This window comes from Streptomyces sp. NBC_00102, assembly GCF_026343115.1.
Lineage (GTDB): Bacteria > Actinomycetota > Actinomycetes > Streptomycetales > Streptomycetaceae > Streptomyces.
On sequence record NZ_JAPEMC010000007.1, the window covers coordinates 25,222 to 50,565 of the forward strand.

The 25,344-nt window shown below is 71.3% G+C and carries 22 protein-coding genes and 2 pseudogenes; 11 read left to right on the forward strand and 13 right to left on the reverse strand.

All coding sequences use genetic code 11. From position 1 onward, the window contains the following. Window positions 1-12 precede the first annotated feature (12 nt). Window positions 13-1,215: pseudogene (locus OHA55_RS35755) on the reverse strand (condensation domain-containing protein); the annotation flags it as partial. 32 nt (window positions 1,216-1,247) lie between these two features. Between OHA55_RS35755 and OHA55_RS35760 the strand changes: the two are divergent. Further along, entirely contained in the window at window positions 1,248-1,433 is a 186-nt protein-coding gene (locus OHA55_RS35760) for an HAD family hydrolase (RefSeq protein ID WP_266714576.1), read from the forward strand. 247 nt (window positions 1,434-1,680) lie between these two features. Here OHA55_RS35760 and OHA55_RS35765 read toward each other — a convergent pair whose 3' ends face one another. From OHA55_RS35765 to OHA55_RS35780, 4 genes are all read right to left on the reverse strand, one after another. Beyond that, complete coding sequence (locus OHA55_RS35765) at window positions 1,681-2,766, reverse strand: SGNH/GDSL hydrolase family protein (RefSeq protein WP_323180556.1); 1,086 nt, start codon at window positions 2,764-2,766, stop codon at window positions 1,681-1,683. 142 nt (window positions 2,767-2,908) lie between these two features. Beyond that, entirely contained in the window at window positions 2,909-3,358 is a 450-nt protein-coding gene (locus OHA55_RS35770) for a hypothetical protein (RefSeq protein WP_266714578.1), read from the reverse strand. Window positions 3,359-3,558: 200 nt separating this feature from the next. Next, window positions 3,559-4,416, reverse strand: coding sequence for an aldo/keto reductase (locus OHA55_RS35775; RefSeq protein ID WP_266714580.1), 858 nt, complete (start codon window positions 4,414-4,416; stop codon window positions 3,559-3,561). Next, entirely contained in the window at window positions 4,413-4,547 is a 135-nt protein-coding gene (locus OHA55_RS35780) for a hypothetical protein (protein WP_266714582.1), read from the reverse strand. The genes OHA55_RS35775 and OHA55_RS35780 overlap by 4 nt, the downstream gene beginning before the upstream one ends. Before the next feature lie 629 nt (window positions 4,548-5,176). Between OHA55_RS35780 and OHA55_RS35785 the strand changes: the two genes are divergently transcribed. Beyond that, window positions 5,177-8,077 (forward strand): LuxR family transcriptional regulator, encoded by a 2,901-nt coding sequence (locus OHA55_RS35785; protein ID WP_266714584.1) that lies wholly within the window; start codon window positions 5,177-5,179, stop codon window positions 8,075-8,077. Window positions 8,078-8,333: 256 nt separating this feature from the next. On the opposite strand, the gene OHA55_RS35790 is transcribed toward OHA55_RS35785, so the two are convergent. Further along, window positions 8,334-8,897, reverse strand: a complete 564-nt coding sequence (locus tag OHA55_RS35790) for a TetR/AcrR family transcriptional regulator (protein ID WP_266714586.1) — start codon at window positions 8,895-8,897, stop codon at window positions 8,334-8,336. Window positions 8,898-9,002: 105 nt separating this feature from the next. Here OHA55_RS35790 and OHA55_RS35795 point away from each other — a divergent pair, with 105 nt between their 5' ends. Then, entirely contained in the window at window positions 9,003-9,926 is a 924-nt protein-coding gene (locus tag OHA55_RS35795; RefSeq protein WP_266714588.1) for an NmrA family NAD(P)-binding protein, read from the forward strand. 377 nt (window positions 9,927-10,303) lie between these two features. Here OHA55_RS35795 and OHA55_RS35800 read toward each other — a convergent pair whose 3' ends face one another. The 3 genes and pseudogenes from OHA55_RS35800 to OHA55_RS35810 form a co-directional block, all read right to left on the reverse strand. Further along, a complete protein-coding gene (locus OHA55_RS35800; RefSeq protein ID WP_266714590.1) occupies window positions 10,304-10,534 on the reverse strand; it encodes a hypothetical protein in 231 nt (76 codons plus the stop codon). Between the two features lie 43 nt (window positions 10,535-10,577). After that, window positions 10,578-10,805 (reverse strand): annotated as a pseudogene (locus OHA55_RS35805) (transposase); the annotation flags it as partial. Window positions 10,806-10,944: 139 nt separating this feature from the next. After that, window positions 10,945-11,445 (reverse strand): GNAT family N-acetyltransferase, encoded by a 501-nt coding sequence (locus tag OHA55_RS35810; RefSeq protein ID WP_266714592.1) that lies wholly within the window; start codon window positions 11,443-11,445, stop codon window positions 10,945-10,947. 150 nt (window positions 11,446-11,595) lie between these two features. Between OHA55_RS35810 and OHA55_RS35815 the strand changes: the two genes are divergently transcribed. The 8 genes from OHA55_RS35815 (at window position 11,596) to OHA55_RS35850 (ending at window position 20,687) form a co-directional block, all read left to right on the forward strand. Then, entirely contained in the window at window positions 11,596-14,595 is a 3,000-nt protein-coding gene (locus OHA55_RS35815) for an AAA family ATPase (protein ID WP_266714594.1), read from the forward strand. 164 nt (window positions 14,596-14,759) lie between these two features. After that, on the forward strand, window positions 14,760-15,857 hold the full coding sequence (locus OHA55_RS35820) for an MBL fold metallo-hydrolase (protein ID WP_266714597.1): 1,098 nt from the start codon (window positions 14,760-14,762) through the stop codon (window positions 15,855-15,857). 213 nt (window positions 15,858-16,070) lie between these two features. Beyond that, entirely contained in the window at window positions 16,071-16,874 is an 804-nt protein-coding gene (locus OHA55_RS35825; protein WP_266714599.1) for an alpha/beta hydrolase, read from the forward strand. 126 nt (window positions 16,875-17,000) lie between these two features. After that, the gene (locus tag OHA55_RS35830) at window positions 17,001-17,789 is read left to right on the forward strand and encodes an SDR family NAD(P)-dependent oxidoreductase (RefSeq protein ID WP_266714601.1); all 789 of its coding nucleotides are present in this window, start codon (window positions 17,001-17,003) and stop codon (window positions 17,787-17,789) included. A 65-nt stretch (window positions 17,790-17,854) separates the two neighbouring features. Beyond that, complete coding sequence (locus tag OHA55_RS35835) at window positions 17,855-18,877, forward strand: alpha/beta fold hydrolase (RefSeq protein ID WP_266714603.1); 1,023 nt, start codon at window positions 17,855-17,857, stop codon at window positions 18,875-18,877. A gap of 16 nt (window positions 18,878-18,893) precedes the next feature. Continuing rightward, the gene (locus OHA55_RS35840) at window positions 18,894-19,097 is read left to right on the forward strand and encodes a hypothetical protein (RefSeq protein ID WP_266714605.1); all 204 of its coding nucleotides are present in this window, start codon (window positions 18,894-18,896) and stop codon (window positions 19,095-19,097) included. 86 nt (window positions 19,098-19,183) lie between these two features. Then, window positions 19,184-20,065: an alpha/beta fold hydrolase gene (locus OHA55_RS35845; RefSeq protein WP_266714607.1), complete on the forward strand. Its 882-nt coding sequence runs from the start codon at window positions 19,184-19,186 to the stop codon at window positions 20,063-20,065. A 274-nt stretch (window positions 20,066-20,339) separates the two neighbouring features. Then, window positions 20,340-20,687 (forward strand): VOC family protein, encoded by a 348-nt coding sequence (locus tag OHA55_RS35850; protein WP_266714609.1) that lies wholly within the window; start codon window positions 20,340-20,342, stop codon window positions 20,685-20,687. Window positions 20,688-20,785: 98 nt separating this feature from the next. Here the strand turns inward: OHA55_RS35850 and OHA55_RS35855 are convergent, their stop codons facing one another. The 4 genes from OHA55_RS35855 to OHA55_RS35870 form a co-directional block, all read right to left on the reverse strand. After that, a complete protein-coding gene (locus OHA55_RS35855; protein WP_266714659.1) occupies window positions 20,786-21,529 on the reverse strand; it encodes a VOC family protein in 744 nt (247 codons plus the stop codon). 198 nt (window positions 21,530-21,727) lie between these two features. Beyond that, window positions 21,728-22,261, reverse strand: coding sequence for a hypothetical protein (locus OHA55_RS35860; protein WP_266714611.1), 534 nt, complete (start codon window positions 22,259-22,261; stop codon window positions 21,728-21,730). Window positions 22,262-22,729: 468 nt separating this feature from the next. Next, a complete protein-coding gene (locus tag OHA55_RS35865; RefSeq protein WP_266714613.1) occupies window positions 22,730-23,218 on the reverse strand; it encodes a hypothetical protein in 489 nt (162 codons plus the stop codon). A gap of 127 nt (window positions 23,219-23,345) precedes the next feature. After that, window positions 23,346-25,019, reverse strand: coding sequence for a ricin-type beta-trefoil lectin domain protein (locus OHA55_RS35870; protein ID WP_266714615.1), 1,674 nt, complete (start codon window positions 25,017-25,019; stop codon window positions 23,346-23,348). Window positions 25,020-25,344: the final 325 nt, after the last annotated feature.

Here is a 25,344-nt window from a genome sequence, read left to right on the forward strand (position 1 = left end):
GCCGACGCCGGTTCAACGGAGGTCGCCCAGCCGCCGGCTCGCCGCGCCCGCGCCGGACAGCGAGGTGAGCAGGGCGAGTTGGCGGGCTATCTCTTGAGCTGCGGTGTCGGGGACGGCCGTGCGGTCGTAGTCGGCGTAGAAGACTGGCTCGGGGTCGGTGGTGGCGATCACCCAGAGCTGCCCGGCGTAGCGGGCGACGGGTTCGGGGCCCGGTTCGGCTGCGGCGTAGGGCTCGACGGTGAGCCCGGGCGCCGGTGTCCGGCCGGCCGGGGAGCCACGAATCCGGCCGGGGACGATGTTGACGGTGACCGGGGACAGGCCCGGGTGCCATGCCGCGGCGGGCACGTCCGCCGGCCGCTCGTCCTCCAGGAGGCGGCGCAGACCGGGCAGGGTGAAGGGGGCGGCCGAGCGGGCCGTACCCTCGGCCAGCCCGCGCTGGACCCGGCGGGCGAACTCGCCCAGTTCGGTGCCCTCGTCGAGGGCGGCGCGGACGGGGAAGCGGCGGCAGAACATGCCGACCAGGTCCCACTCCTCCTCACGGTCGCGCCCGTGGTACTGGTAGCTGGCCAGCAGCGAGGGCTGCTCCAGCGCCCTGCCGACGGCGAGCAGGCACAGCGCGGTGGTGGCGCTGGCCGCGGTGACGCGGGCGGCGCGCGCGAACGCGCCGAGGCGGCGCGGGAAGTCGGGGCCGGGGCGGGCGGCGACGAGCCGGGCACCGCCCGAGCCGTCCTCGCTCTGAGCGAGCGGGGGCGCGGAGCCGGGGGCAGGCCACAGGCCGGGCGGCTCGCGGACGACCTTCCGCCAGTGCGCCAGTTGCGCCGGGATCGGCACCGTACCGTGCGCGGCTTGGGCGTCGGCAAGCCGGGGGTAGCCGGTGCGCAGCGGCGCGGGGTCCGGGGCGTTTGCCGCGTACGCCGTCCACAGGTCGCGCCACAGGACGCCGGCCGACCAGGCGTCCCCCGCCATGTGATGGACCGTCAGGACCAGTACGTGGTCGTCCGGCGCGGCCGCCAGCAGGTCGGCGCGGAGCGGCCCGGTGCCGAACAGGTCGAGCCGCTGCCCGGCACGCTCGGCTACGGCGGTGGCCAGTTCGTCCGGCGTCACCGTGGAGCGGCCGAACCAGGCGTGCCCGGCCGTGGCGGGGGGAAAGCTCTGCCGGATGCCGTCCGGTGTGCGCACCAGCCGCATCCGCAGCGGGTCGTGGCGTTCGACGACGACGGCCTGCGCGGTCCGGCAAGGCGGACGCGATGCGCGCCCGCGCCGTCGCCGTCTACGTCGGCGACCACCCGCTCGATGTGGCCGGTGGTGACGCCGCCGGCGTACCGGCCGTCGGCGTCACCACCGGCGCCCACAGCGCCGCCGAACTCCGGGCTGCGGAGGCGGACTTCGTCGCTCCGTCCCTGCACGCCCTCCACCCCCTGCTCACCTCGTAGCGAGGGGCGCGCGGAAGACGCCGCAGGGGCTGCGGGCGGCGGGCGAGCAGGCCACGAAGCCGTCCCGCGCCTGACGTTTCCGGCGCCCTGATCGAGCTCACCCGCGGGTCCGGCGCAACGCCCCTTCCGGGGACGCGATCAGGCGCGGTGCAGTTCGCTGCACGGCCGAACCGTGCGGGACGAGCGGAGGAAGCCGCTCACCGCCGTAGGACCGCTCGGCTGCCCGCCCGGGCGATGCGACGGCGCCTCACCATCCCGTCGGCAGCCTGCCGAGGAACGGGGCGAGCCGGTCGGCGATCATCCGGTCGTCCTGCGCCGAGGTGTGCCGGTCGCATCCGAGGAAGTCGAGGCCCGACTGATCGAGGAACCAGTAGTGGACCCCGCTGTCTCCGGCGTCGTTGCGCGCCTCGACCACCTGCCGCACGTGTTCGGCGTTCCTGTCGAAGCCGACGGCCACGAGGTGGGTGCCGGTTCCGTAGCGCGTCCGCAGGTTCTGGAGGAACTCGCCGTAGGCGGTGCGGAAGGCGGCCGCGAGGCTGTCGGGCGTCCACGGTTCGCCGGGGGTGAGGTCGGAGAAGTCGTTGGCGCCGAGGTTGACCACCACGATCCGGGGGCGCCACGTCCCCGGGTTCTGCCAGACGTCGCCGTCCACGTTCAACAGGGCGCGGTCGTAGAAGGTCCGGTACGTGATGTCCGGGCAGATGCCTGCGACGTTGCGGACCATGCCGAAGCCGGAGAAACCGTTGATCTGGTAATCGGCGTCCAACTTCCGTGCGGTGAGGGCTCCGTGGCTCACGTCGGTGTTGGTGTTCCGCTTGAGCCGCTCGGGATCGCAGTCGCGGGTGCCCGAGACATTGCCGTAGCCCACCGTGAGGGAGTCCCCGATGAACTCGATCTGGCGGTCCCGGGGCGCCGGCTTGCTCAGTACGGCGCCCCCGGGCGCGGCGACGAAGCCTCCGAAGGTGCTGGTGTCTCCCGGGGTGTCGTTGCGTTTGACGACCCGGACCGTGTGTTCGCCGTCCCGCAGGCCGTTGATCCAGTACGTGGTGTCTCCGGGGGTGACCAGGGTGGCGACGGTGACCCCGTCGACCTGGACGTCGAAGTCGGCGGCCGCGCAGTCGAGGACCACCCCGAGTCCGGTACCCCGGAAGCGGCCCTCGAAGTACACCCCGGGCCAGCTGAACTGGACCTTCGCCCCCAGGTCCTTGACCCGTCCCGCGATGTGCACCTGTTCCACCACGCTTTTCACGCGGGCCAGTTGCCCTTGCCGGCTGGACGGATCCGCCAACAGGGTCGTCACCGCCGGCTTCGTTCCCTTGTCGCTGAAAGTCATCTCCGTGCCAACTCTCCGGCCCTGGCGCATCAGTGGGTCACGACCGAAAGTCCGGTATTCCATCCTTGGATGTCAACCGGATTCGAGGGAGGCAAAGGGGAGCGACAGGCGCCCGGCGCAGGGGACTTGATGAGCCATCGGTTCATTCGCACCCGGCAACGTCACCTGTCTTCCCCGGTGTTGCCTGCGTGGGCAGGGGCGGTCGGACGTCGGGATCGACCTCGGGGTGCGTGAATCGCACGGGCTTGCCCAGCGACCGGGCGTAGGCGATCTCGGCTCGGGTGCTGTCTCCGATGTAGTCGCCGACCACGAGCACCTCGTCGGCGAGCCGGATCTTCGCCCGGTGCAGATCGTCGAGGCGGACCTTCAACGCCTCGGCCTCGACGGGATCGGACCAGAGCTCGTGCGGCGACTTCATGTCGCAGCCCGGTTTGACGACGATCCTTCCGGCCTCGGTCTCCCGCAGATCGGCCTCGGTCATCTCGGCCATGAAGCGGGTGGAGCCGCAGATCACGACGATGCGCGGGAGGCTCAGCCTCCTCTTCGCGTCGGCGAGCGTCTCCTCGGGGGTGAGCGGGTTCGGGCAGGACACTGGTTCCTCCTGGTGGTGTGGTTCTCGGCGTGCCTGCGGAGACGAGAACGAGGGTGTCCACGTCGTTCTGTGCCGAACGACGGGACACCCTCGCAGGGCACGCCGCGCGACGGCCGACGACAGGGCCGGCGACATCCTGCAGGAGCGTCCCGGGCTGGGGCCCATGGGGTCGGGCCGTCACGGGGTGCTCCCGTCGGGGGTCACTTGCCGCTGTAGACGGGGAAGGCGCTGTGCTCGCCGTAGTCCACGTCGCGCAGGTCGCGCAGGACGTCCATGTCGTCGCCGGAGATCTCGAAGTCCACCTCGGCGTTGGAGCGCATGTGGTCGGGGTTCGCCGTCTTGGGGAGCGACACGGTGCCCAGCTGCAGGGTGTAGCGGATGCACAGCTGGGGGACGGACACGCCGTACCGCTCTGCCATCGACCGGACCTCGGCGTTCTGCAGGATCGCGCCGTGGGCGATGGGCGAGTACGCCTCGACGAGGATCTGCTTGCTCGCGCAGTAGGCCAGGAGTTCGGACGGAGTGTTGCCTGCGTGCACGAGCAACTGGTTGACGTGGGGGACGACGGTCGCGCTCGACAGGATGTTCTCGAGGTCGTGCCGCTGGAAGTTGGAGACGCCGATGGACCGGATCTTGCCGGCCCGATGGGCTTCCTCCAGGGCGCGCCATGCCTCGCGGTTGCCTTCGGCGTAGTCGCCGCCGCGGAAGTCGTCCCACGGCTGAGGACTGTGGATCAGCATCAGGTCGATGCGGTCCAGTCCCAGCTTTTCGAGGGAGCCGTCGATCGCTCGGACCGCCCGGTCGTAGTCCTTGATCTCCGCGGCGAGTTTGGTCGAGACGAACAGTTCGTCGCGGGTCACCCCGGCGGTGCGAACGCCCTCGCCGACGCCGCGTTCGTTGCCGTATGCCTGGGCGGTGTCGATGTTGCGGTAGCCGATCTCCACGGCCGCGCGGACCGCCTCGGCCGCCTTGTCGTCGTCGATGAACCAGGTGCCGAGCCCCAGCTTGGGAATCTTGACGCCGTGGGACAGGGCGTAGGTCTCGTCCAGGACGGTCATGCGTTCGCTCCGTTCTTCGACAGGCTGCCGTACACCTCGTCGGTGACGGGCTCGAGCCATTCGTTGCCGACGCCCTCGCCCGGTGTGGAGAGGGCGACGTGGAGAACCACGGGGTGTGTTCTGCGGGACACGAGGAACTCCTGTGCTCCGTTCCCGGCGTCCACGCGTTCCACGCTACGGCGCGCAGGCGGTCGGAGGGATGCCCTGTCAGTACGTCCTTCACCGGGGCTCCCTCGCTCGGCGTGTCCGGCACCGTCATGGGTAGCGCACGTTCCGGGGTCGCTCGACGGACGTCGGCGCAGGCGGGAGAGGGGCGCGGCCGGGATCAGGGGCTCCGGCCGGACCGACGGGAAGAACGCCTTCGGCGAGTTCGCCCCGGGTGCGGTGCATTGCACCGACAGGGTCCTTTTCGACGAGGCCGGGGAGCGCGCCGGACGGCCGGCGACGGTATCCCCGCTCACCGCGGGGATCAGGGGTGGCGCTCTCGCACCGCACACACGGGTGCCGTGGCGCCGGCACCAGGCGCCACGGCGGTCGGGCCCGCCGCGATCAGGGCCGGGCCCGCGATCACCGCGACGCGGGGCCGGTGGGTCCGGCGTACCGCGCGGAGAGGGGCGTCAGCCCCGTCACCGGCGATCGGCGCGAGAGTGGAAGCCGCCGATCCGTAACTCCCGGCCCCGACAGCCGCGTCGACGATAAGATCATCTTGTTCGCACCCGCGGCGCACGCACCGATCCGACCTCTCCGGGGAGACCAAGACATGAGCGTGGCCGGCAGCGGGTCCGACGCGAGCGGGAACGATGAACGTGAGGTCTTCGTCGGGCGGCGGTCCGAGTCCGAGCGGCTTGCGGCGTGTGCGGACAAGGTGCGCGGCGGCGAGGCGTGGCTGGCGGTCGTCGAGGGTGAGGCGGGGATCGGCAAGAGCGCCCTGATACGCCGGGCGGTCTCCTCGCTGGAGGACTTCACGGTGCTGTGGGCCGTGGGCGATCCCTCGGAGACCGATCTGCCCGGTGGTGTGCTGAGCCAGCTGGTGAGGCGGGTGGACCGGGATCTGACGGCTCGCTTCCCGCTGCTGGCACGACCGGGCGCGGCGGGGGTCTCGCCACACGCTCTGGGCGGGCAGTTGTTGCTGCTGCTGGGTGCGTTGCAGGAGTCCGGGGGCGGGGTCGCGGTCGTCGTCGACGACGCGCACTGGGCCGATCCGCTCTCCTCGCAGGTGCTGGGATTCGTGGTGCGCCGGCTCTGGGCCGACCGGGTACTCGTGCTGATGGCGACCCGTACGGACAGCGAGCAGAGCATGGAGGCACTGGCACGGCTGGTGCGGTCCGTCGACCGGGCGGTGCGGGTCGAGGTCGGCGGGCTCGGACAGGAGGAAGTCGACCAGCTGGCCCGGCGGCTGCTGGCGGTGCGTGTGACACCGGAGCTGGTGACGCGGCTGCACGGCTACACGAAGGGCCATCCCCTCTACGTACGCACCGTCCTGGCAGAGGTACCGCTTCAGGTGCTGGGCGACGAGTCGGCACGGCGGTGGCCGGTACACCAGTCGCTGCGGGCGGGGATCGGGGCCGCGCTGGGGCGCCTTCCCGCCGATTCGGTGGCCCTGGTGGAGGCGCTGGCGGTGCTGGACGGCCGGTTCCCCCTGGTGGGTGTGGCGCGGGTGGCCGGGGTGGCCGACGCCGTGGGGGCGCTCGAACCGGCGCTGGCTGCGGGTCTGGTGAAGTGGTGGCCGACGGACTCCGTGGGTCCGGTGGCCTTGGTCCACGGGTTGCAGCGGGACGCCGTCTACGCGGGGATCGGTCCCGGGCGACGGCGTGCGCTGCACACCGCGGCGGCCGAGGTGGTGGGTTCGGGGGCGGCCTGGGCTCACCGTGTGGCCGCGGCCGACTCCGACGACCCTGTTCTGGCGGCCGATCTGGAGCGTTCGGCGAACACCGAGGCCCTCGCCGGCCGCAACGCCCTGGCAGCCACCCGGTTGTTGTGGGCTTCGTCGCTGTCCGACGATCCCCTGGAACGGGAGCGGCGTCTGCTCACGGCCTGTGCCCAGTGGCTGCTGACCTTGCAGCCTTGGGCAGCCGTGCGGTTGAGGGCGGAGGTGGAGGAGTGCGCGGAGGGAACGCTGCGCAGTTGTGTGCTGGGGGTCATGGACCTCCTGGAGGGCCGGCTGGTCGTGGCCGAGGCCCGGTTGACCGAGGCTTGGCAGGAGGCGCTCGCCGATCCGGACGCGAGCTGGGTGGCGCTCCTGGCCGGTACGTTTCTGACCGTCATCACGATCCGGCAGTGCCGGGGCGCGCGGACGGCGGACATCGCGGGCAAGACGCTGGCGATCGGTGACCTCGACGCGGGGACGTCCGATTTCATCCGCGCGGTACTGGCCACGGGCCGGATGTGGGACCAGGGGCCCGGTGCGGCGCTGCTGGACGTGGCGCACCTTCCGGTCGAGGCCGCCGAGGCGTCGAACGACCAGCTCGCGACGCTGGCCACCCGCGGTGTCATGCATCTGTTCCTGGGCCGGCTGGCCGCGGCGCGGGCCGATCTGCTCACGGTGGCACACCGCGACCGGCTGGGCGCGGCGTCCAAGCTCAGCCATCTGTCGTCGTCGTTGCTGGCGGTGGTGGAGTACCTCGGGGGTGACTGGAGCGCGAGTGAGAGCGCGGCGGACCGGGCGCTCGCGATCGCCGCCGCCCACGACCACGTTCTCGGCGACGCGGCCACGTGGTTCGCGGCCGTGTGCGTACAGGCGGGGCGCGGGCACTGGGAGGCTGCCGAGGAGTCCGTCGAGGCCCTGGAGCGGATCAACCGGATGCTGGGAGATCCGCCGGCGGAGCTTGTGTACGCCGGACTGGCGGGGGCGGTACTGGCTCAGGCCCGGGGCGACCATGCCGCCATGCTGCGGTCGTTGGCCCCCCTGGTCGAGCCTGTGACCGGAGGAGACGAGGCCGGGGACGAGGCCGGAGACGGGGAAGACCGGGTACTCCTGCGGTTCAAGCCGCTGTGGTTGTGGCAGCAGTCCCTGCTGGTCGAAGCGCTCACCGGGACGGGACGGCTGGTGGCCGCCGCGTCGGCCCTCGACGACTTCTGGCGCGGCTACGACGGCAGTGGATATCTGCGGGTCGTGGGGGCCCGGCTCAGCGGCCGACTCGCCGAAGCCCAGGGGCGGCCGCGTGAGGCGCTGGCGATCTACGCCCAGGCCCTGGGCGGGAAGACGGACGGCACCGGCGCTCCCGACGTCGCCGGGACCGGTGGGGCAGAGGACGCCGGCGAGGACGCCCCCCTGTTCCGCGCGATGCTGGAACACGCGTACGGCAGGCTCCTGGTGGCGACCAGGACAGGCTCCCGGCGGGACGCCGCGCGGTGGTTCAAGTCGGCCCACGACCGCTTCGACGCCCTGCGGGCAGAACCGTTCCTGCGTCGCTGTGAGACGGACCTCGCCGCCATGGGACTCACCGCTCCCGCCCACGCCCGGCAGCAGGTACTCGCACTGACCGAGCGGGAGGTGTCGGTCGCCCATCTCATCGCCGGCGGAAAGACGAACCAGGAGGCCGCGACGGAGCTCTACGTCACGCAGAAGACCGTCGAATACCACTTGTCGAACATCTACGCCAAGCTCGGCATCACCTCACGCCGCCACCTCGCACAGGCGCTCCGGACCCCGCGGACCTGACGGCGGCGCGTCCGGTCGGCGGCGCGTCCGGCCGCACCTGCCCCGTACCCGCCCGCACGCAGGGGGAGCAGTGGGAGCAGCCGGGTGACATCGTCGCGGTTGCCGCCCGGCGAGGCAGCAGCGCGCGGGATGCCGGTGGCATCGGTGATCGGTGGTGCGAGCCGGTCCCCGCCGGACCTGGCCAGGGTGCCGGCTTCGCGCCTTCTCGGGCCGATCGACATGCTGGGCCAGGGCCGTGACGGTCGCGCATGAGTGGTCAGGTGCCGTGGGCACCGATGCCGGCGACGGCGAGCCGGAAGGCGCGATCCGCCCGGGTCGCCGGGTCGGTGTAATGCTCGGTGGCCAGGGCGATTCCGACGATCAGTGTGAGCAGATCATCGATGGTGACGTCCGCCCGGACGGTCCGGTCGTCGATGGCCTTGCGCAGCAGCAGGTCGCCGGCCGCACCGATGACCGGCGCACAGGAGTCCTGGCCGGCCTCGTCCCGGAGGGGCTCGTAGGAGAGGACGTCCGCCAGACCGCGGGCGGCGAGCGAGTAGGCGAGCAGTTCGCGCAGCCATTCCACCAGCGCTCCGCGGCTGTCGTCCTGGCCGCGGAGCGCGTGAGCGCGATCGCTCAGGTCATGGACGCGCTGTTTGAAAACGGCTTCGAGGAGGGCCTTACGGGTGGGGAAATGACGCCGCACGGTGGCCGATCCGACCCCTGCGATGCGGGCGATCCGCTCCAGAGACGCCTGGGCCCCCTGGGCCGCCACCTCGGCCTCGGCCACGGCGAGGATGTGCGTGTAGTTGCGGCGGGCATCCGAGCGCTGGCCGGTCATGGTCTCCCCAACATTGATAAACGGCGGGCCCCGCCGTATCGTAGCGGACACGAAACGGCGGGCCCCGCCGTTTCTGGTGTGCGTGACTCCCGAGGAGATGTACACATGACCACTGCCGCACCACCGGTTCTCGTCACCGGTGCCACGGGCCGCCAGGGCGGAGCCACCACCCGCGCCCTACTGGCCCAGGGAACACCGGTACGCGCCCTGGTACGCGACCCGAACACGCCGCGCGCACGGGCCGTCGAAGAACTCGGCGCCGACCTCCTCGTCGGCGATCTCACCGAACCCGCGACCCTTGAGGCGGCCGTGGACGGCGTGCGGGCCGTGTTCTCCGTCCAGATGCCCGCGTACACCGAGCAGGGGTTCGACTTCGCCGGCGAAGTCAGCCAGGCGGACAACCTCATGACGACGGCGCGGACCGCCGGTGTGCAGCAGTTCGTCCAGTCCACCACCAGCGGCGTGGGACAGCACGTCGAGGCCCCGGGCTGGGCCGAAGGACGGTGGACGGTGATGGAAGCCCCGCTCGGCACGAAAGCAACGATCCAGGACCGGCTGCGCGAACTCGACTTTCCCCACTGGACGTTGCTCAAGCCGTCGTTCTTCATGGAGAACTTCGAGCCGTCCATGCGGTTCTACTTCCCCCGCGGCGTCGAAGGAGGTCTGGTCACCGTCGTCAAACCGGGCACGCACCTGGCACTCGTGGCGGCCGAAGACGTGGGCCGCGCCGCCGCGGCCGCCATCTCCGCCCCTGCCGCGTTCCACCGCATGGAACTGGAACTCGCCAGCGATTACCTGACCATGACCGAAATCGCCGAGATCCTCTCCCGCGCCACGGGCGTCCCGCTGACAGCCCCGGACATGACCGAAGAACAGGCCCGCGCCGCCGGAATGGGAGACATGGGCGCCACGCACGCGTTCATGGAGGCCGTCGGCCACCCCGCCCGGCCACAGTTCGCCCGTGCGCTGGGCATCGACGTGACCAGCTTCGAAGAGTGGGCACACCAACACCTGCGGAACACCGCCTGAGCAGCGAGATGTGACGTCGACGAGTAGCCGTGCGCCTGCTCGGCGGCTTCGGGACAGGCCTCACGCCGCGTGCTCGACCGGAGCCGGCTCCGCGACCGCGGCCTCGTCCCTCGGATCGCCCGCGGTCTTGGGCTGGTTGACGCGTCGTCGGATCGCCTTTCGGCCCGGGCCGAGGGCGTGCCGTCACAGTGCCGTCGTTCGGCCGGAGGCCGGGCCGGGCGGCGTCCGGTGCGTGCGATCGCAAGGCGGAGATCCACCCCCGACACTGGATGTATCGGGGGTGACCCCGACAACGCGGCGAGTGTGCGTGCCAGGCGTCGCCCGGCAGAGAACAGTTTGACGGCACACCCTAGTACTCCAGCTGTAGATCGTGATCTTCAAGTCTGATTCGCGGCTTGTCGGTGGTAGTGGCTGGCCTGGGCTCGGGCCTGGTGACAGCGTCGCCAGGCGGACCAGCGGAGCCGGTGGACCGCGTCGCGCATCGGCCGGACGAATGCTGTGAGCAGTCGCTGGATCTCGTTGCAGGTGAGCGGGATCAGCTCGTCCGGGGCGGGATGGCAGGCGTGTTCATCGGCGCGGACGACGGCGAGGGAGGCGTGAGCGAGCATGGCCAGGGTGACCCAGCGGGACCATGAGGTGAAGCGTCTCCTCGTCGCCCAGATGCTCCAGCACATACTCACGCACGTCGTCACGCACACGGTCGGCATCCCACTTCGCCCGCGCGAGCAGGTGCTGCATGCCGTCCGGACTTGCCTCCCCGGCCCACTCGGCGATCGACCAGCAATTCTTGCGCGGCAGGCCCGACAGCAGCCCCAGCACCAAGTCCTTCACCCGGCGCCGGGGTTCGACCCGTGTGAACCGGCCTGCGATCCGGGCCATCAGGCCCTCGAACGCCTCCTGCCAGCGGGCAGGGTCCACGCTGTGACCTGCGGCCACCGCACGATCGTTTGCCCTCACACACCGATGATCAGCGGTGGCCGCAGCCTTCCCGCAGCCAGACCACCAGCAAGATCACGGTCTACCGCTTCGGTACCAAGTCACGCTGATACCAGGGACCTGAGCTACCACCGAGGTCGGCCGGGTCCGCCGGGCTGACCAGGACAAACCCAGCCTTGATCAGCACCCTCTGGGACGCGACATTCTCGCGGGAGGTGCCCGCCCGCAGGGCGCGCAGCCCATGCCTCGCCACCGCCAGCCGGCACAGCTCCCGGACGGTCGCGGTCGCCATGCCACGGCCGGCGATGTGCTGCGCGACCCGGTAACCGAGCTCAGCAGTGCCGTTCTCGAGGTCGTACAGGTTGAACCGGCCCAGAACCGAGCCGTCGTCGGCAACGAGTAGGTAGAAGGCGCAAATGCCGGCCTCCTGCTCGGCCAGCAGGGCGCTGTACCGGTCCGTGAACTTGTCGAAGAAGTCGTCGCCGCGGTCGGGGACCGAGGCAGCGAAGTAGGCGCGGTTCGCCAGCTCGAAGGCCAGGACTGCCGGGGCATGGCCAGCATGCAGCCGCTTCAGATTGGGCACCGCCCGACCCTAACCGGTTGGTGGGCTCAGATCCTTTGAGTTTCCGCCAGCGGCAGACAATCCCCAGACCAGGACACATGACGATCTACGACTGGAGTACTAGGGTCCACCCCCAGGGTCCCCGGGGCCCCGGGGTGGTCTTCTGGGGGCATGACTGGACGCTCCCGGGCCGCGGCCCGCACCCGCCAGGTTCCGCTCACCGGCCGGCACGAGGAACTGCGGGTACTGTCCGACCTGGTCGCGGGCGTGCGTGACGGCATGAGCGCGGCGCTCGTCGTAGTCGGCGAGGCCGGTATCGGCAAGACCACGCTGCTGGACCGTCTCGCCGAGACCTCGGACGACCTGCGGGTCGTACGTATCGCGGGGGCGGAGTCCGAGGCGCTGCTCGGATTCGCGGGCCTCCACCGCCTCCTGCGGCCCTTCCTGAACGGTCTGGAGTCACTGCCGGCCCCTCAGCACGAGGCGCTGGCTGCCGCGTTCGGACTGCTGGCCGCGCCTCGGGCCGATCGCTACCTGGTGGGCATGGCGGCCCTGACGCTGCTCGCCGACGCCGCCTCGGCACAGCCTCTGCTGTGCCTGGTCGACGACGTGCAGTGGCTGGACCGCGAGTCCTGCGACGCGCTGGCGTTCGTGGCCCGGCGGCTGGGCGCGGAGGCTCTGGGCCTGGTGGTCGCGGGCCGCGGGGAACCGGGCGGACAGGGCGCGTTCGACGGGCTGGAGACTCTGGCGGTCGGCGGGCTTGCCGGAGCCCAGGCGCACGAGCTGCTCGGACACAGTGTGCGGGGGCGGGTGGACGCGGCGGTGGCCGCGCGCATCGTGGCCGACTCCGGCGGCAACCCCCTGGCGCTGATGGAGAGCGCGCAGGCGCTGAGCCCCGCTCACCTGGCCGGGACGGCCCCGCTGCTCGAACCACTGCCTGTGGGAGCCCGGTTGGAGAACCACTTCGGGCGTCTGGTGCAGGGCTTGCCCGCGGAGACCCGGACCTTCCTGGTACTGCTTTCGGCCGCGCCGCCCGAGGACGCGCTGCTGCTGTGGCGGGCTGCGGCGGAACTGGGCGTCTTCGCACAGGCCGCGGACGCGGCCGTGTCCGCGGGCGTGCTCACCGGCGGGGGGCTGCTGGAGTTCCGGCACCCGCTGATCCGCTCGGCCGTCTACCGCAGCGCCCCGGCCGGTGAGCGCAGGCGCGTCCACGCCGCGCTCGCCGCTGTCAGCGATCCGCTGCGCGACCCCGAGCGGCGGGCCTGGCACCGTGCCGAGGCGACCGTCGGGCTCGACGACGAGGTGGCCGACGAACTGGTCGCGGCGGCGGAACTGGCACGCCGGCGCGGCGGCTACGCCGAACGGGCCGCCCTTCTGGCCCGGGCGGCACAGCTCTCCCGGGCCGACCGGGCGGTACGGCTCGTCGAGGCCGCCCGAGCCCATCTCGTGCTGGGTGATCCTGCCACCGCCCAGTCCCTCCTCGCGCAGGCTCAGCCGCTGCTGGCCGGCGGCGACTCCGTCCTGCGGGCCCGCGCTCTGCACACCCGGGCCACCACCGACATCTATTTCGGGCGGCTCGCGGGCCTGGGATCGCCGCTGCTGGCCGCCGCCGGTGTGGTCGCGGACACGGACCGCGCTCTGGCCCGGTCCATCCTGGTGGAAGGGCTGCTGGCCGTGCTCTGCGGTGAACACGACGCGACGGCCCGGGAGGAACTCGGCGTGACGATCCTGACTTCGCCCGCCCTGAGCCCCCTGGCCGCGAGCCCGCCGGCACTGACCGTCCCGGCCGGACCCACGCAGGTCGGTTCCGTACCCGCCGGTTCCCTGCCCGCCGGTTCCGTACCCGTCGGTTCCGTGCCCGCCGGTTCCGTACCCGCCGGCCCCGCGCCCGTCGGGTCTGACACGGTCGTGGTCCCGGCCCCGGCGGCCCTGTCGGCGCCGATACCCGGGCCGTCCGCCCTCCCCAGCAGCGCCGACCTCCTCCTCGAAGGCTTCGCCCTGCGGATGCGCGGCGGCTACCGGGCCGCTCTGCCTCTCCTCCAGGCCGCGCTCGCCGCCCTGGAACGGGATACCGACGTGGTCGGGCACGGCCTGCGCGCGGCGACCCTGGCCCTCTACGCCGCCGAGGAGGTCTGGGACGAGACCGGTGGCGCGGAGGCCGCCCGGCTCGTGGAGGCGCACGAGCGCTCCATCGGCACGCTGGGAGCACTGCGCTCCACCCTGGTGGTCCGGTCGACCTGGGAGATCCGGGCCGGCCGGTTCGCCTCCGCCACCGCGTGCCTGGACGAGGCCCAGGACCTCGCCGCCGTCATCGGCCAGCCCTCCCCCGGCCTGGCCTTCCGGGTGGAGCTCCTGGCCTGGAGCGGCCAGGAATCGGCCACCCGGACGGCCGCGGACCTCCTCGTGCGCGACCTGGCCAGCCGGCACGCGAACGGCGGTCTGGCCGACTGGGCGAGGAACAGCCTGACCGTCCTCGAACTCAGCCTGGGGAACTACGTCCGGGCCGCCGCCCACGCGCGCGTCACCTTCGACGCAGACAACCCCGGAGGAGCCCCCCGCGCCCTGCCCGATCTCGTCGAAGCCTCCACCCGCTGCGGCGACCCGCTCACGGCCCGACAGGCTCTCACCCGCCTCGAGGGGCGCGCGCTGCCGGCCGGAACGCCCTGGGCCCTGGGACTCCTGGAACGTTGCCGGGCCCTCGTCTCGGCCGACGACGACCGGGCCGCATCCCACTTCGGGCGCTCCCTGGTCCTCCTCGGCCGCACCCAGGTGCGCACCGACCTGGCCCGCACCCACCTCCTCTACGGTGAATGGCTCCGCAGGCGCCGACGCCGCACCGAGGCACGGACCCAACTGGGCCACGCATACCGGATGTTCACCGACATGGGGGCGGCCGCCTTCGCCGAGCGGGCCCGGACCGAGCTCCTCGCCACGGGCGCGCACCCCCGCAAACGCTCCGGCCGCTCCCCGCACGACCTCACCGAGCACGACCTCACTCCGCAGGAACGGCGCATCGCCACCCTCGCCGCTCACGGAACCACCAACAACGAGATCGCGACCCGGCTCTTCATCACGCAGTCGACCGTCGAGTACCACCTCAACAAGATCTTCCGGAAACTCGACATCACCTCCCGGCGGCAGCTCACATCCCTTCTGGACAGCGAGAACTGAGCCTGCCGTCCGACACGGCGGTCGGCACCCCAGTCCGCCCGGGGGACGGGCGCGCACCGGGACTGGGGGTTCTCCCGGATACGAACCAGGAAGCGCGGGTGATGTCCTGCGGTCGCCGCATCCGCCGCCGACGACTCCGCCGGCCCTCTGGAAGGCCCTGACCCATGACACCGGAATCCCGCCCCGCCACGAACGCGAACCGTCGCACGTTCCTCAGGGCCGCGACGGCCGCGCTGGCGGTCCCCACCGCGGCCGTCCTCGTCGGCGAGGCACTGCCGGGCACGGCACACGCCGCCACCGTCACCACTTCGACGGATCTCCCCGACTTCGCCCCGGTCCCCACGGCCGCAACCGGTCCCGAGGTCAACGAGCAGGGCTACTTCGTGGGCCGCATCAAGGGCAACCTGTACTGGGTGACCGACGGTTACTACCAGGCGATGTTCCTGAGCACCCGCGAAGGAGTGGTGCTCGTCGACGCGCCGCCGACGATCGGGAACAACCTGCTGCGCGCCGTCGCCGATGTCACCCGCGCCAACGGCCGGCCGTCGAAGGTCACGCACCTCGTCTACACCCACTCCCACGCCGACCACATCGGCTCCGCCCACCTCTTCGGCAAGAACGCCGTGCGCATCGCGCACAGCGAGACGCTCCGGCTGCTCCGGCTGGATGCCGACCCCAGCCGGCCTCTCCCGAACGTGACCTTCGACGACCGCTTCGACCTGCGCGTCGGCGGGGAACGTCTGGAACTCGCCCACCACGGTCCCAACCACTCCCCGGACAACATCTTCGTCTGGGCACCCGACCACGCGACGCTGATGGTGGTGGACGTTCTGTATCCCGGCTGGGTGCCGTTCAAGAACCTGGCCGTCTCGCAGGACATCCCCGCATGGGTGAAGGCCCAGGACACGGCCATGAGTTACCCCTGGACGACCCTGGTCGGCGGGCACCTCGGCCGGCTCGGGGTGCGCGCCGACGGTGACGTGCAGAAGCAGTACGTCGCCGACCTCACCGACAGCGTGAAGGCCGCGATGTCCCTGGACCCGACGCCGTACTTCCAGAAGTACGGTCCGTCCGGAAACTCCTGGGCGATCTTCAAGACCTACCTGGACGCCGTCGCTCAGCAGGCAGCCGGTCCGGTGATCGCCAAGTACACCGGCGTCCTCGCCGCGGCCGACGTCTTCACCCTGGACAACGCCGCCACCATGCTCGAATCTCTGCGGATCGACGCCGGCCTCCTGGGGCCCTTCAGCACACATCCGTAGCCGAACTCCCGGGGGACGGGCGGCGGATGCACTGGGGTCGTTCCCCGGTACGAACGTCTCCGCCCCCGTGGTGTGCTGGCCCGGCACCGGACGCCTGGCCGCGTCTCCGCGTCTCCGCGTTTCCGCAAGCCGTACAGCCGTACAGCCGCACCGCCGCACCGCCGCACCGCCGCATCGATCACGCCGCCGCACCCACCGAACCGAGAGGTCGTCATGACATCACCGGCCCCCGTCCCCGTCGTCTTCATCCACGGCCTGTGGCTGCACGCCACCTCGTGGGCCCCCTGGGTCGACCTGTTCCGGCGTGAGGGCTACGCCCCGGTCGCACCGGGCTGGCCCGGCGACCCCGGTAGCGTCGAGGAGGCCCGCGCCAACCCCGAGAGCATCGCCGACCACGGCATCGACGAGGTGGTGAACCACTACGCGGCGATCATCCGGGAGCTGCCGGCCCCGCCCATCGTGATCGGGCACTCGTTCGGCGGCATGATCGCGCAGAAGCTCCTCGGACAGAACCTGGCGGCCGCCGCCGTCGCGATCGATGCCGCTCAGATCAAGGGAGTGCTCCCGCTGCCGCTGTCCGCGCTGCGCGCGACACTGCCGGTGTTCAAGAACCCCGGCAACAAGCACCGCGCGGTCTCCCTCACGGCTGACCAGTTCCGCTTCGCGTTCGGCAACGCCGTGTCCGAGGAGGAGTCGGTGGAGTTGTTCGAGCGATGGGCGATCCCCGCCCCGGGCAAGCCCCTGTTCGAGGCCGCCGCCGCCAACTTCAACCCGCACTCGCCGGCCAAGGTCGACACTGCCAACGCCTCGCGCGGACCGCTGCTGCTGATGACCGGCGGCAAGGACCACACGGTGCCGGAGGCCGTCGTCCGGGCCACCCTCAAGCAGTACCGGCACTCCGACGCGGTCACCGACATCACCGACTTCCCCGACCGCGGGCACTCGCTGACGATCGACGGCGGCTGGCGCGAGGTCGCCGACACCGCACTGGAGTGGCTGCGGCGGCACTCCCTCTGAACGGCCCTTCCGGTGAACCACAACTCCGTTGCACAGAGATTCCGTTGAACACATATCGGTGGAACGGCGCGTCGCCCTGCGAACCACGCTCCACCGACACCACCCGCACCGTCGAAAGGCCCTGGCATGGATCTGCACCTGACCAACAGGACGGCGGTCGTCACCGGCGCGAGCCGCGGCATCGGACTCGCCGTGGCCGGGGCACTCGTACGTGAGGGTGTCCGGGTCGTGACCGGTTCGCGGGAGATCACCCCCGAGTTGCGCGCACTGGCCGCCGAAGGCGACGTCCTCACGGTCGCGGTGGACCTGACCGAGCCCGAAGGACCGGCCGAGCTGATCTCCGCCGCGGTCTTCGCCTACGGCGGCCTGGACATTCTGGTGAACAACGTGGGTGCCGTCCGGCCCCGTACCGACGGCTTCCTCGCGGTGACCGACGACGACTGGGACGCGATGCTGTCCGTCAACCTGCTGGCCCCCGTGCGCACCACCCGGGCCGCGCTCCCCCACCTGCTGGAGCGCGGTGCGGGGAGCATCGTGACGGTCGGCTCCGTCAACGCGTTCCTGCCCGACCCGCTCGTGATCGACTACAGCGCGTCGAAAGCCGCGCTGTCGAACTTCTGCAAGTCCTTGTCCAAAGAGGTGGGTCCGCGGGGCGTCCGCGTCAACACCGTGAGCCCCGGCCCCGTCACCACCGGTCTGTGGCTGGCGCGCGACGGGGTCGCCGCGACGGTCGCCGCCGCCACCGGCGGCTCCGCCGACGCCGTGGCCGAGCAGGCCGCCGCCGACGCCGTCACCGGCAGGTTCACCCGCCCCGACGAGGTCGCCGACCTCGTCGTGTTCCTGGCCGGCGACCGCGCCGCGAACATCACCGGGTCCGACTTCGTCATCGACGGCGGTCTCGTCAGCACTCTGTGACCGCAGCCCCGGCCGCGCACACCCCCCTCGCCACAACCACGCCTTCCCCCCTGACTGGAGCACCTGTGAAGCACCGTCACGCCTTCTTCCGGCCACGCGTCCTGGCACCGCTCGCGATCGCCGCGGCGTTCGGCCTCAGCGCCACCACCCTCTCTTCCGCCACCGTCTCCGCCGCGACCCCGTCCGCCGGAAACGGGACCGGGACGGCCGCGACGCGGTCCGCCGCCTCCCCTCCGGTACCGGCCGGGTTCACCGAGCACAAGGCCGCCGGCCTCGACTACGTGATCGGCGGCCACGGTCCGACCCTCGTCCTGCTCCACGGCTACCCGGAGACCTGGTACGAGTGGCGCGCCCTCCTGCCTGAGCTCTCCCGGCACTACACCGTCGTCGCGCCCAGCCTGCCCGGCGCCGGCAAGAGCGACGCGCCCGCCGACGGCTACGACAAGAAGTCGATGGCCGCGGCGCTCCACACACTGCTCCTCGGAATCGGGCACGCCGACGACATCCGGCTGGTCGGCCACGACATCGGCTCGATGGTCGCCTACGCCTACGCCGCCGCGCACCCCCGCGACGTGAAGAAGCTCGTCCTCAGCGAGGCCCCGATCCCGGACGCGAGCATCTACGAGTTCCCGTCCCTGTCCGCCACCGGCCCGGCCGTCTGGAACTTCGGCTTCTTCTCCCTCACCAACGGCCTTCCCGAAAAGGTCGTCGCCGGGCGCGAAGAGGACTGGGTGGGCGGATTCGTCGACAGTCTGGAACTCCGCAAGGGCTCCGTCACCGACGACGACGTAGCCGTGTTCGCCGAGGCCCTGAAGGACCCGGCCCATCTGTCGGCGAGCTTCGAGTGGTTCCGGACCTTCCCCCAGGACATCGAGGACAACGCTGTCAACCGGCGGACAAAGCTGACCATGCCGGTCCTGGCCGTCGGCGCCTCGGGCAGCCTCGCCGAGGGCGTGCCCGACCAGGTCCGCAAGTACGCGAAGAAGGTCACCGGTGTCGTCCTCCCCGACTCCGGCCACTGGATCTACGAGGAGCACCCCGCGGAGATGACCGCGATTCTGCTCTCCTTCCTCGGGGGCACGTCATGATCGCGGCCCGCGCGGGGTGCCGCACAGCTACCTGGTCCGCTCGGAGACCGCGCGTCTCGCCGTGGCGTTCACGCCGTCACGGGTCGAGGAGTGGTTCAGCGCGAACGGCACCCCCGCCACCCGTCTGGACGACGTGGCTCCCGCCTTCGACATCGGGAACATCCTCGCCTCCGCGGAGTCCTTCCGCGTGAGCGTCGCGGGCCCGCCGCCGACCGCCTGACCGCCGCCCCGCTGCGGAGGTGCGTTCGTGTACACCGCGCTCTGCCGCGGACCTGCCCGCGGCCCCACCAGGAGAAGGACTCCCCCATGCCCGGAATCCCGTCAGTCCCGTCAGTCCCGTCGCACAAGAACCGCTGGTTCCACCGGCGCGTGGTCGTCCCGGCGGCCCTGACCGTCGCCGTCCTGAGCGTGACGGCCGTCTCCCCGGCCTCCTCGGCACCGGCTCCGCCGGCGGTCGCCGCGCAGGCCGGGCACGTCCCCAAGCCCACCGTCGTCCTGGTCCACGGCGCCTTCGCCGACTCCTCCGGCTGGAGCGGGGTCGTCGCCCGGCTCCGGCACGACGGCTATCCGGTCATCGCCGCGGCCAACCCGCTGCGGGGCCTCGACTCCGACGCGGCCTATGTCGGCAGCCTCCTCGACTCCGTCCCCGGGCCGGTGGTCCTGGTCGGCCACTCGTACGGCGGTGCGGTGATCACCAACGCCGCGGTGGGGCACGCCAACGTCAAGGCCCTGGTGTACATCGCGGCCTTCGCTCCCGATCAGGGCGAGAGCGGTCTCGCGCTGTCCGGTCTCAACCCCGGAAGCGAGCTCGGCGAGGCGCTCGTCGTCCGGCCCTACGCGGTCGCCGGCGGTGGCGGTGCGGACGGTTACGTCGACCCGGCGAAGTTCCGCGCCGTCATGGCGGCCGACCTGCGAGGGTCCGACGCGGCACTGCTGGCCGCGCAGCAGCGCCCGGTGGATTTGGCCGCCCTCCAGGCCCCGAGCAGGGCACCTGCCTGGAAGACGATCCCTTCCTGGTACCTGGTCGCGGGGGCCGACCGGGCGATCCCGGCAGCGACCGAAAGGTTCATGGCGCAGCGGGCCGGCGCTCGCACCGTCGTGGTCGACGGCGCGTCCCACCTGGTCATGCTCTCCCACCCCGGCCGGGTCGAGAACCTGATCGTCCAGGCCGCCGGGGCGACCGACTGACCGTCGGACCCGGACGAGGCCGGCCTCAGGGTCCAAGGGCCCGACGGGTGGCCGACAGGGAGGCTCATCGCCCCGTCACGATCGGTGACGGGGCGATGAGCCCCCGTCTCCTGGTCCGGTCCGGTCCGGTCCGGTCCGGTCCGGTCCGGCTGAGCGTCATGCCCCGGGCTCTGGCGGGAGACGTGGGACGGCCTTCACGTGCGATGAGTTCCGTCGCCTCGGGCAGTCTGGAAGAGAGACACGGAACTGTGGCGGGAAAGAAGGTGGCTCATCCATGGACATTGCCCGCGTATTGATGGTCGCCCCCGTGGCGGACGTTGCGACGGCGGTGGCCTGGTACGAACGGTTGCTGGGGCGTCCTGCGGACACCCGGCCGATGCCGTCCCTGGCGGACTGGCATCTCACGACGGGGGGCTGGCTCTCCGTCTTCGAGGACTCCGAGCGTGCCGGCTCGGCGCTCCTCAATCTGGAGGTTCCCGATCTGGACGAGGCCCTGACGCAGCTCGGGAAACGCGGTCTGGCCGCGGGGCCGGTACAGGCCGGCGGTAAGCGCACCCGGTTCGCTGCCCTTGTGGACCCGGACGGAAACCGGGTCACCCTGCTGGAGAACCCAGTGGTCTGACCGCTCGGACAGCGCAAGGACAAGGCCGCGCCGACGGCCTCAGGATTCGGCCTGCCCTCGCCGCGGCACACAGGCTCAGCCACCGGCCGCTGGGCAGGCTAATCGGGCATCGAGGGGGTGATCACCGAGAAGGTTCCGCCCTGCGGGTCGGCGAGTACGGCCATACGACCGGCCACCATGTCGAACGCCGGGGCGATGACCCGGCCACCCGCGCGAACGGCCGCGGCCTGAACCGCGTCGACGTCGTCCACGCTGATGTAGGGCTGCCAGTGCGGGGAGACGCCCGGGGGAAACGTGGACAGATCCATCATGCCGCCCACCGCACGGCCGTCGACCTTGAACTCGATGTACCCCTCCGCGCCCGGCATCTCGGACCGGGCCGTGGTGACCGGCAGGACGGAGGAGTAGAACGCGGCGGCGGCCGGGAGGTCGGACGTGGCCAGTTCGTTCCAGGTGAGTGCGCCGTGCTCGTTGACGATGCCCGCACCGGCGAAGGTACCTGCCTGCCAGAGGCCGACGACGCCGCCCGTCGGGTCGGCGATCAGGGCCATTCTGCCGAGGTCCATGACGTCCATCGGGCCCATCATGACCGTGCCACCGGCGTCGCCGACGGATGTGAGGGTGCCCTCGACGTCGTCGGTGGAGAGGTAGGTGGTCCACACCGTCGGCGGCATCGGATCGGGGACGGTGCCGTCCTGGTTCATGGCCTTCATGATTCCGGCGACCGGCTTGCCCTTGAGGGTGCACACCGCGTATCCGCCCTGCTCGGGGGGACCGACCTCGCCCTCCCACCCGAGCAGGTCGCGGTAGAAGTCGAGGGCCGCGCGCTGGTCGGGAACCATCAGGTCGATCCAGCACGGCGTACCGGGCTTGTAGGAGTCGTTCTTCTCGGGCACGGAGACCTCCGTCGTGAAGTGGGGCAGGACCATCAGTCCCGTATCTGACCTATACAGGGCAGATCGCACGAAATCGGTCCGGCGCGGCGGTGCGGGTCGATTTCCTGGCAACCGGGAGTCCGCCCGCTCCCCTCGGGACCCTGGTCACCGCGTTTCTTCGCTGCCGGCGTTTTCGTCGTCGTAAAGGAGTTGGGCGGAGCGGGTGCGTGCGGCCTGCCGGTCCGGGGTGGTGTAGGCGAAGTTCAGGACGGTGCGGCGGACACCGGGGCGGGTCAGGGGGCTGACGCGGTGGGCGGTGGTGTCGGAACGCAGGAGGTAGGCGTCGCCTGCGTGGTGGTGGCGTCGGTGCAGGGGCGCGGCGTCGGGCAGCGGCAGGGCGGTGGTGCGGGGCGAGTACTCGAGCAGGCCGCCGTCGCGGGGATCCGCCGGTGCCTCGAGGAAGAGGACGAGGGCGAAGGGATAGTCGTCGATGTGTTCGCCGTGAGTGTCGCCCGGGTGGTGGAGGATGTTCACGACGTGCCGCTCGGTGACTTCGCGCACGGGTACGACAGGTTCTCCGGTGACCGTGCGGAGCAGGCCGATCAGACTGGGCTGCCGGTAGAGCTCGGAGATGAGCGGGGAGCCGGTCGCCAGGGCGGGACCGCCGATGGTGGTCATGTGACGGGGCGAACCTCCCATGCATTCCATGGTGAAATCCCGCCGTCTGGTTTCGGCTTCCAGCCCTGCGAGTTCCGCCAGGAACCGCTCCAGGGAGTGGCGGGGGATCAGGCCGGGCAGCGGGAGGTAACTGTCCGTGGCGAACCGGTGTGGCGTGCCGGCGGGAAGGTCGGGGCAGGAAATCACGGTGGCCGCCCGGGTTCGGGCGCGGCCGGGATTCGTTTCCCGGCCGCGTCGGTGATGGTGGATCCGCAGGGTGCGTCGCCACGGTGGTCTACCGCAGACGCGTGGACCACCGGCGGAGAAGCGCCGTGGAGTCACCTGCCCGGCTGCCGCGGTTCACCGCAGTCGGGCAGCCTCGGTGATGCCGGGCCTGGTGGCACCGACGGGCGGCCGCACGCGCCGACGAGGCGGTCCGGAAGCCCTTGTCCCGCATCCGCAGGGCCGGCAGCAGCCTCGATCGCCGGGAGCGAGGAAACCCTTCGCCCCTCAGCCTTCGGCCGGTGCGCTGGAGATCCAGTCCTCGTTGGTGCGGTGGCGGTCCAGCCCCACGGCTTTGAACTCGTCCTCGCCCAGGGTCGCTCGTGCGCCGAGTCTCCGCAGGGCCTGGGAGATGGGGCTGACCGCTTGCGGGAACAACGTCTTCACCGGCTCGGCCAGTGGCCCGAGCGCGAGCGAGCCGTCGGCCCAGACTGCGGCTCGTTGCTCGCCGACTCCCCCGAAGTATTCGGCTTCCACGTAGGCGATGGGCCCACCGGCGGACCATCGGGCCAGCAGTGTGTCGAAGCCTCCTGGCAGTAGCCAGAACCCCAGGTCTTCCCGGTCGCTGCCGTCCGTGACGGCGTCGAAGACCTCGGCGCTCATCGGCATCAGCGACAGGCCCTGGCCGAGAGGCGCCACCCGGGATCCGGGAACCTCCCGCGACACGGTCCGCACCACTTCGTCGCCCGCGATGACCGCCTGCAACTGGTATCCCATTCCGCGGCCTCCCCCACCCGGTCGGAGGCCCATCATGCCGGACACGTGGCGTGTGCCCGCCCCCGGCCCCGGCACGCGCGCGGGCAGCGCGCGTGCCGGGTACCTCAGCGGCTCGGATCCGTACCGATCAGGCCAGACTCCACTGCTGGTTGGCGCCGGCGTTGCAGGTCCACAGCTCCAGCGGGGTCCCGTTGACGTTGCCTGCGGGTTTGTCGCCGCCCGTGACGTCGAGGCAGAGTCCCGACTGCTTGCCGGTCACGGTTCCGTCGGGGTTGAGCGTCCACTGCTGGTTGGCTCCGCCGTTGCAGGTCCACAACTGCACCGCTGTGCCCGGGGCGGTCCGGTTGTCGTTGGCATCGACGCACTGCGAGCCGCCGTAGAGGCGCAGTTCACCCGCGGCGGTGAGGGTCACGGCCTGGTTGCCGGCACCGTTGCAGTCCCAGATCTCGATCTTCGTACCGGGCGTGGTCCCGCCGCCTTCCACGTCGAGGCAGCGTTGGGAGGATGCGCCGACCAGGGGGTGGGTCGTACCGGTGCTGCTGCCGGTGCCGGGCGAGACCCGGTACATCACCGTGCCGTGCGCGGGCACCGGGGTGCTGATGGGGCCGCCGGTCGAGGAGACGGCCTTGGACCACAGGTTGGCGAGCTTGTACGAGGACGCAGACGGCAGCCCGACGGCGGCGGCCGTGGTGCTGACGGTCGCGGTGGAGGCGTTCTCGTTGGTGAGGGTGACCGCGCGGTCGCCGTTGGCCAACGGCTTGGACATCACGACGAGTCCGCCGGAGGAGGAGACGACGGTGCCCTGTTTGCCCAGGGGGTCCTGGTCGACGGCGATGACGTCGGTGTTCTTCAGGATGGTGAGCGTCGCCGGGCTCGCGGTACGGATGTCGCTGCCGATGAGCAGGGGCGCGGCCATCTGGGCCCAGAGGCTGAAGTGGGTGCGGTACTCGGTGTCGGTCATGCCGCCGTTGCCGACTTCCAGCATGTCCGGGTCGTTCCAGGCGCCGGGCTTGGCGTACGGGGCCAGCGACTGGTTCTGGTGGGCGATCTGGATCATCGAGGACCAGGAGTCACTGATGTCGCCCGTGGTGCGCCAGGAATTGCCGATCGGGGGTGCCCAGTTCCAGGGCTGGTTGGAGCCCCACTCGCAGATGCTGTAGAGGATCGGGCGGCCGGTGGCCTTGAGCGCGTCGCCCATGGTGTTGTACCGGGTCCCGGCGTCGGCACCGGTGTTGTTGCAGTTGTCGTACTTCAGGTAGTCCACGCCCCAGTAGGCCCACAGGTCGGCGTCCTGCTGTTCGTGCCCGAGGCCGCCGGGGAAGCCGGTGTTGGCACAGGTCTTGGTACCCGCGCTCGAATAGAGCCCGAACTTGAGCCCCTTGGAGTGCACGTAGTCCGCGACGGCCTTGATGCCGTTCGGGAAGCGCACCGGGTCGGGGACCAGATTTCCGGCGGCGTCCCGCGAGGGCAGCGCCCAGCAGTCGTCGAGGTTGACGTAGGTGTAACCGGCGGCCTTGAGTCCCTGGGCGACGAAGATGTCGGCGATGCCCTTGACCATCGCCTCGTCGAACTGCGCACCGCAGCCCGTGGTGTTCCAGTTGTTGAAGCCCATCTGCGGGGTACGGGCCAGGCCGTTCTCCAGTGCGACGGCCTCCGGCGCGGCGGCCACGGTGGCGACCTGTCCACCGAGCACGAGGCCCGAGGTCACTGCGGCCGCTCCGGTCAGCCCGCCGGCAGTGAGGGTGAGTGAGGCGGCCGCGGCCGCCAAACGGTGTGTGAACCTGTGCCGTTCGTCAAACATGTGCGGCTCCTGGGGGGTGATTGGCGCACAACCCAACAAGCACAAACGGAATCGATCACATCACATCTTCATTGCGTGCACATGTCAAGTGTTCGGTGCGGGCAGATCCTCCAGGATCGCCGCGGCAGTCGGCCTTCCGGGCGGTGGGACGTGATGTCGCCTGCCCGGAGGCCGGAACGCTCTCCGACTCCTGCAGCGGCACCGGGCAGAGCGACTTCCCGTTCCTGAAGACCTACGACGCCGTCACCACGACGAGCTCCGGCTCCCAGCCGGTGACGGAGCCCGGGCGCGGCGTGACGTCCGACGTGTGCGCGGGGCTGCCGGC

Bases quoted from the DNA above. Each gene is read 5' to 3' on its own strand.
- OHA55_RS35850 (WP_266714609.1), top strand. From the start codon at position 20,340: ATGGACATTGCCCGCGTATTGATGGTCGCCCCCGTGGCGGACGTTGCG.
- OHA55_RS35765 (WP_323180556.1), bottom strand. From the start codon at position 2,766: ATGACTTTCAGCGACAAGGGAACGAAGCCGGCGGTGACGACCCTGTTG.
- OHA55_RS35820 (WP_266714597.1), top strand. From the start codon at position 14,760: ATGACACCGGAATCCCGCCCCGCCACGAACGCGAACCGTCGCACGTTC.
- OHA55_RS35870 (WP_266714615.1), bottom strand. From the start codon at position 25,019: ATGTTTGACGAACGGCACAGGTTCACACACCGTTTGGCGGCCGCGGCC.
- OHA55_RS35825 (WP_266714599.1), top strand. From the start codon at position 16,071: ATGACATCACCGGCCCCCGTCCCCGTCGTCTTCATCCACGGCCTGTGG.
- OHA55_RS35790 (WP_266714586.1), bottom strand. From the start codon at position 8,897: ATGACCGGCCAGCGCTCGGATGCCCGCCGCAACTACACGCACATCCTC.
- OHA55_RS35815 (WP_266714594.1), top strand. From the start codon at position 11,596: ATGACTGGACGCTCCCGGGCCGCGGCCCGCACCCGCCAGGTTCCGCTC.
- OHA55_RS35800 (WP_266714590.1), bottom strand. From the start codon at position 10,534: ATGCTCGCTCACGCCTCCCTCGCCGTCGTCCGCGCCGATGAACACGCC.
- OHA55_RS35795 (WP_266714588.1), top strand. From the start codon at position 9,003: ATGACCACTGCCGCACCACCGGTTCTCGTCACCGGTGCCACGGGCCGC.
- OHA55_RS35830 (WP_266714601.1), top strand. From the start codon at position 17,001: ATGGATCTGCACCTGACCAACAGGACGGCGGTCGTCACCGGCGCGAGC.
- OHA55_RS35775 (WP_266714580.1), bottom strand. From the start codon at position 4,416: ATGACCGTCCTGGACGAGACCTACGCCCTGTCCCACGGCGTCAAGATT.
- OHA55_RS35785 (WP_266714584.1), top strand. From the start codon at position 5,177: ATGAGCGTGGCCGGCAGCGGGTCCGACGCGAGCGGGAACGATGAACGT.
- OHA55_RS35760 (WP_266714576.1), top strand. From the start codon at position 1,248: ATGCGCGCCCGCGCCGTCGCCGTCTACGTCGGCGACCACCCGCTCGAT.
- OHA55_RS35865 (WP_266714613.1), bottom strand. From the start codon at position 23,218: ATGGGATACCAGTTGCAGGCGGTCATCGCGGGCGACGAAGTGGTGCGG.
- OHA55_RS35845 (WP_266714607.1), top strand. From the start codon at position 19,184: ATGCCCGGAATCCCGTCAGTCCCGTCAGTCCCGTCGCACAAGAACCGC.
- OHA55_RS35860 (WP_266714611.1), bottom strand. From the start codon at position 22,261: ATGGGAGGTTCGCCCCGTCACATGACCACCATCGGCGGTCCCGCCCTG.
- OHA55_RS35855 (WP_266714659.1), bottom strand. From the start codon at position 21,529: ATGGTTCCCGACCAGCGCGCGGCCCTCGACTTCTACCGCGACCTGCTC.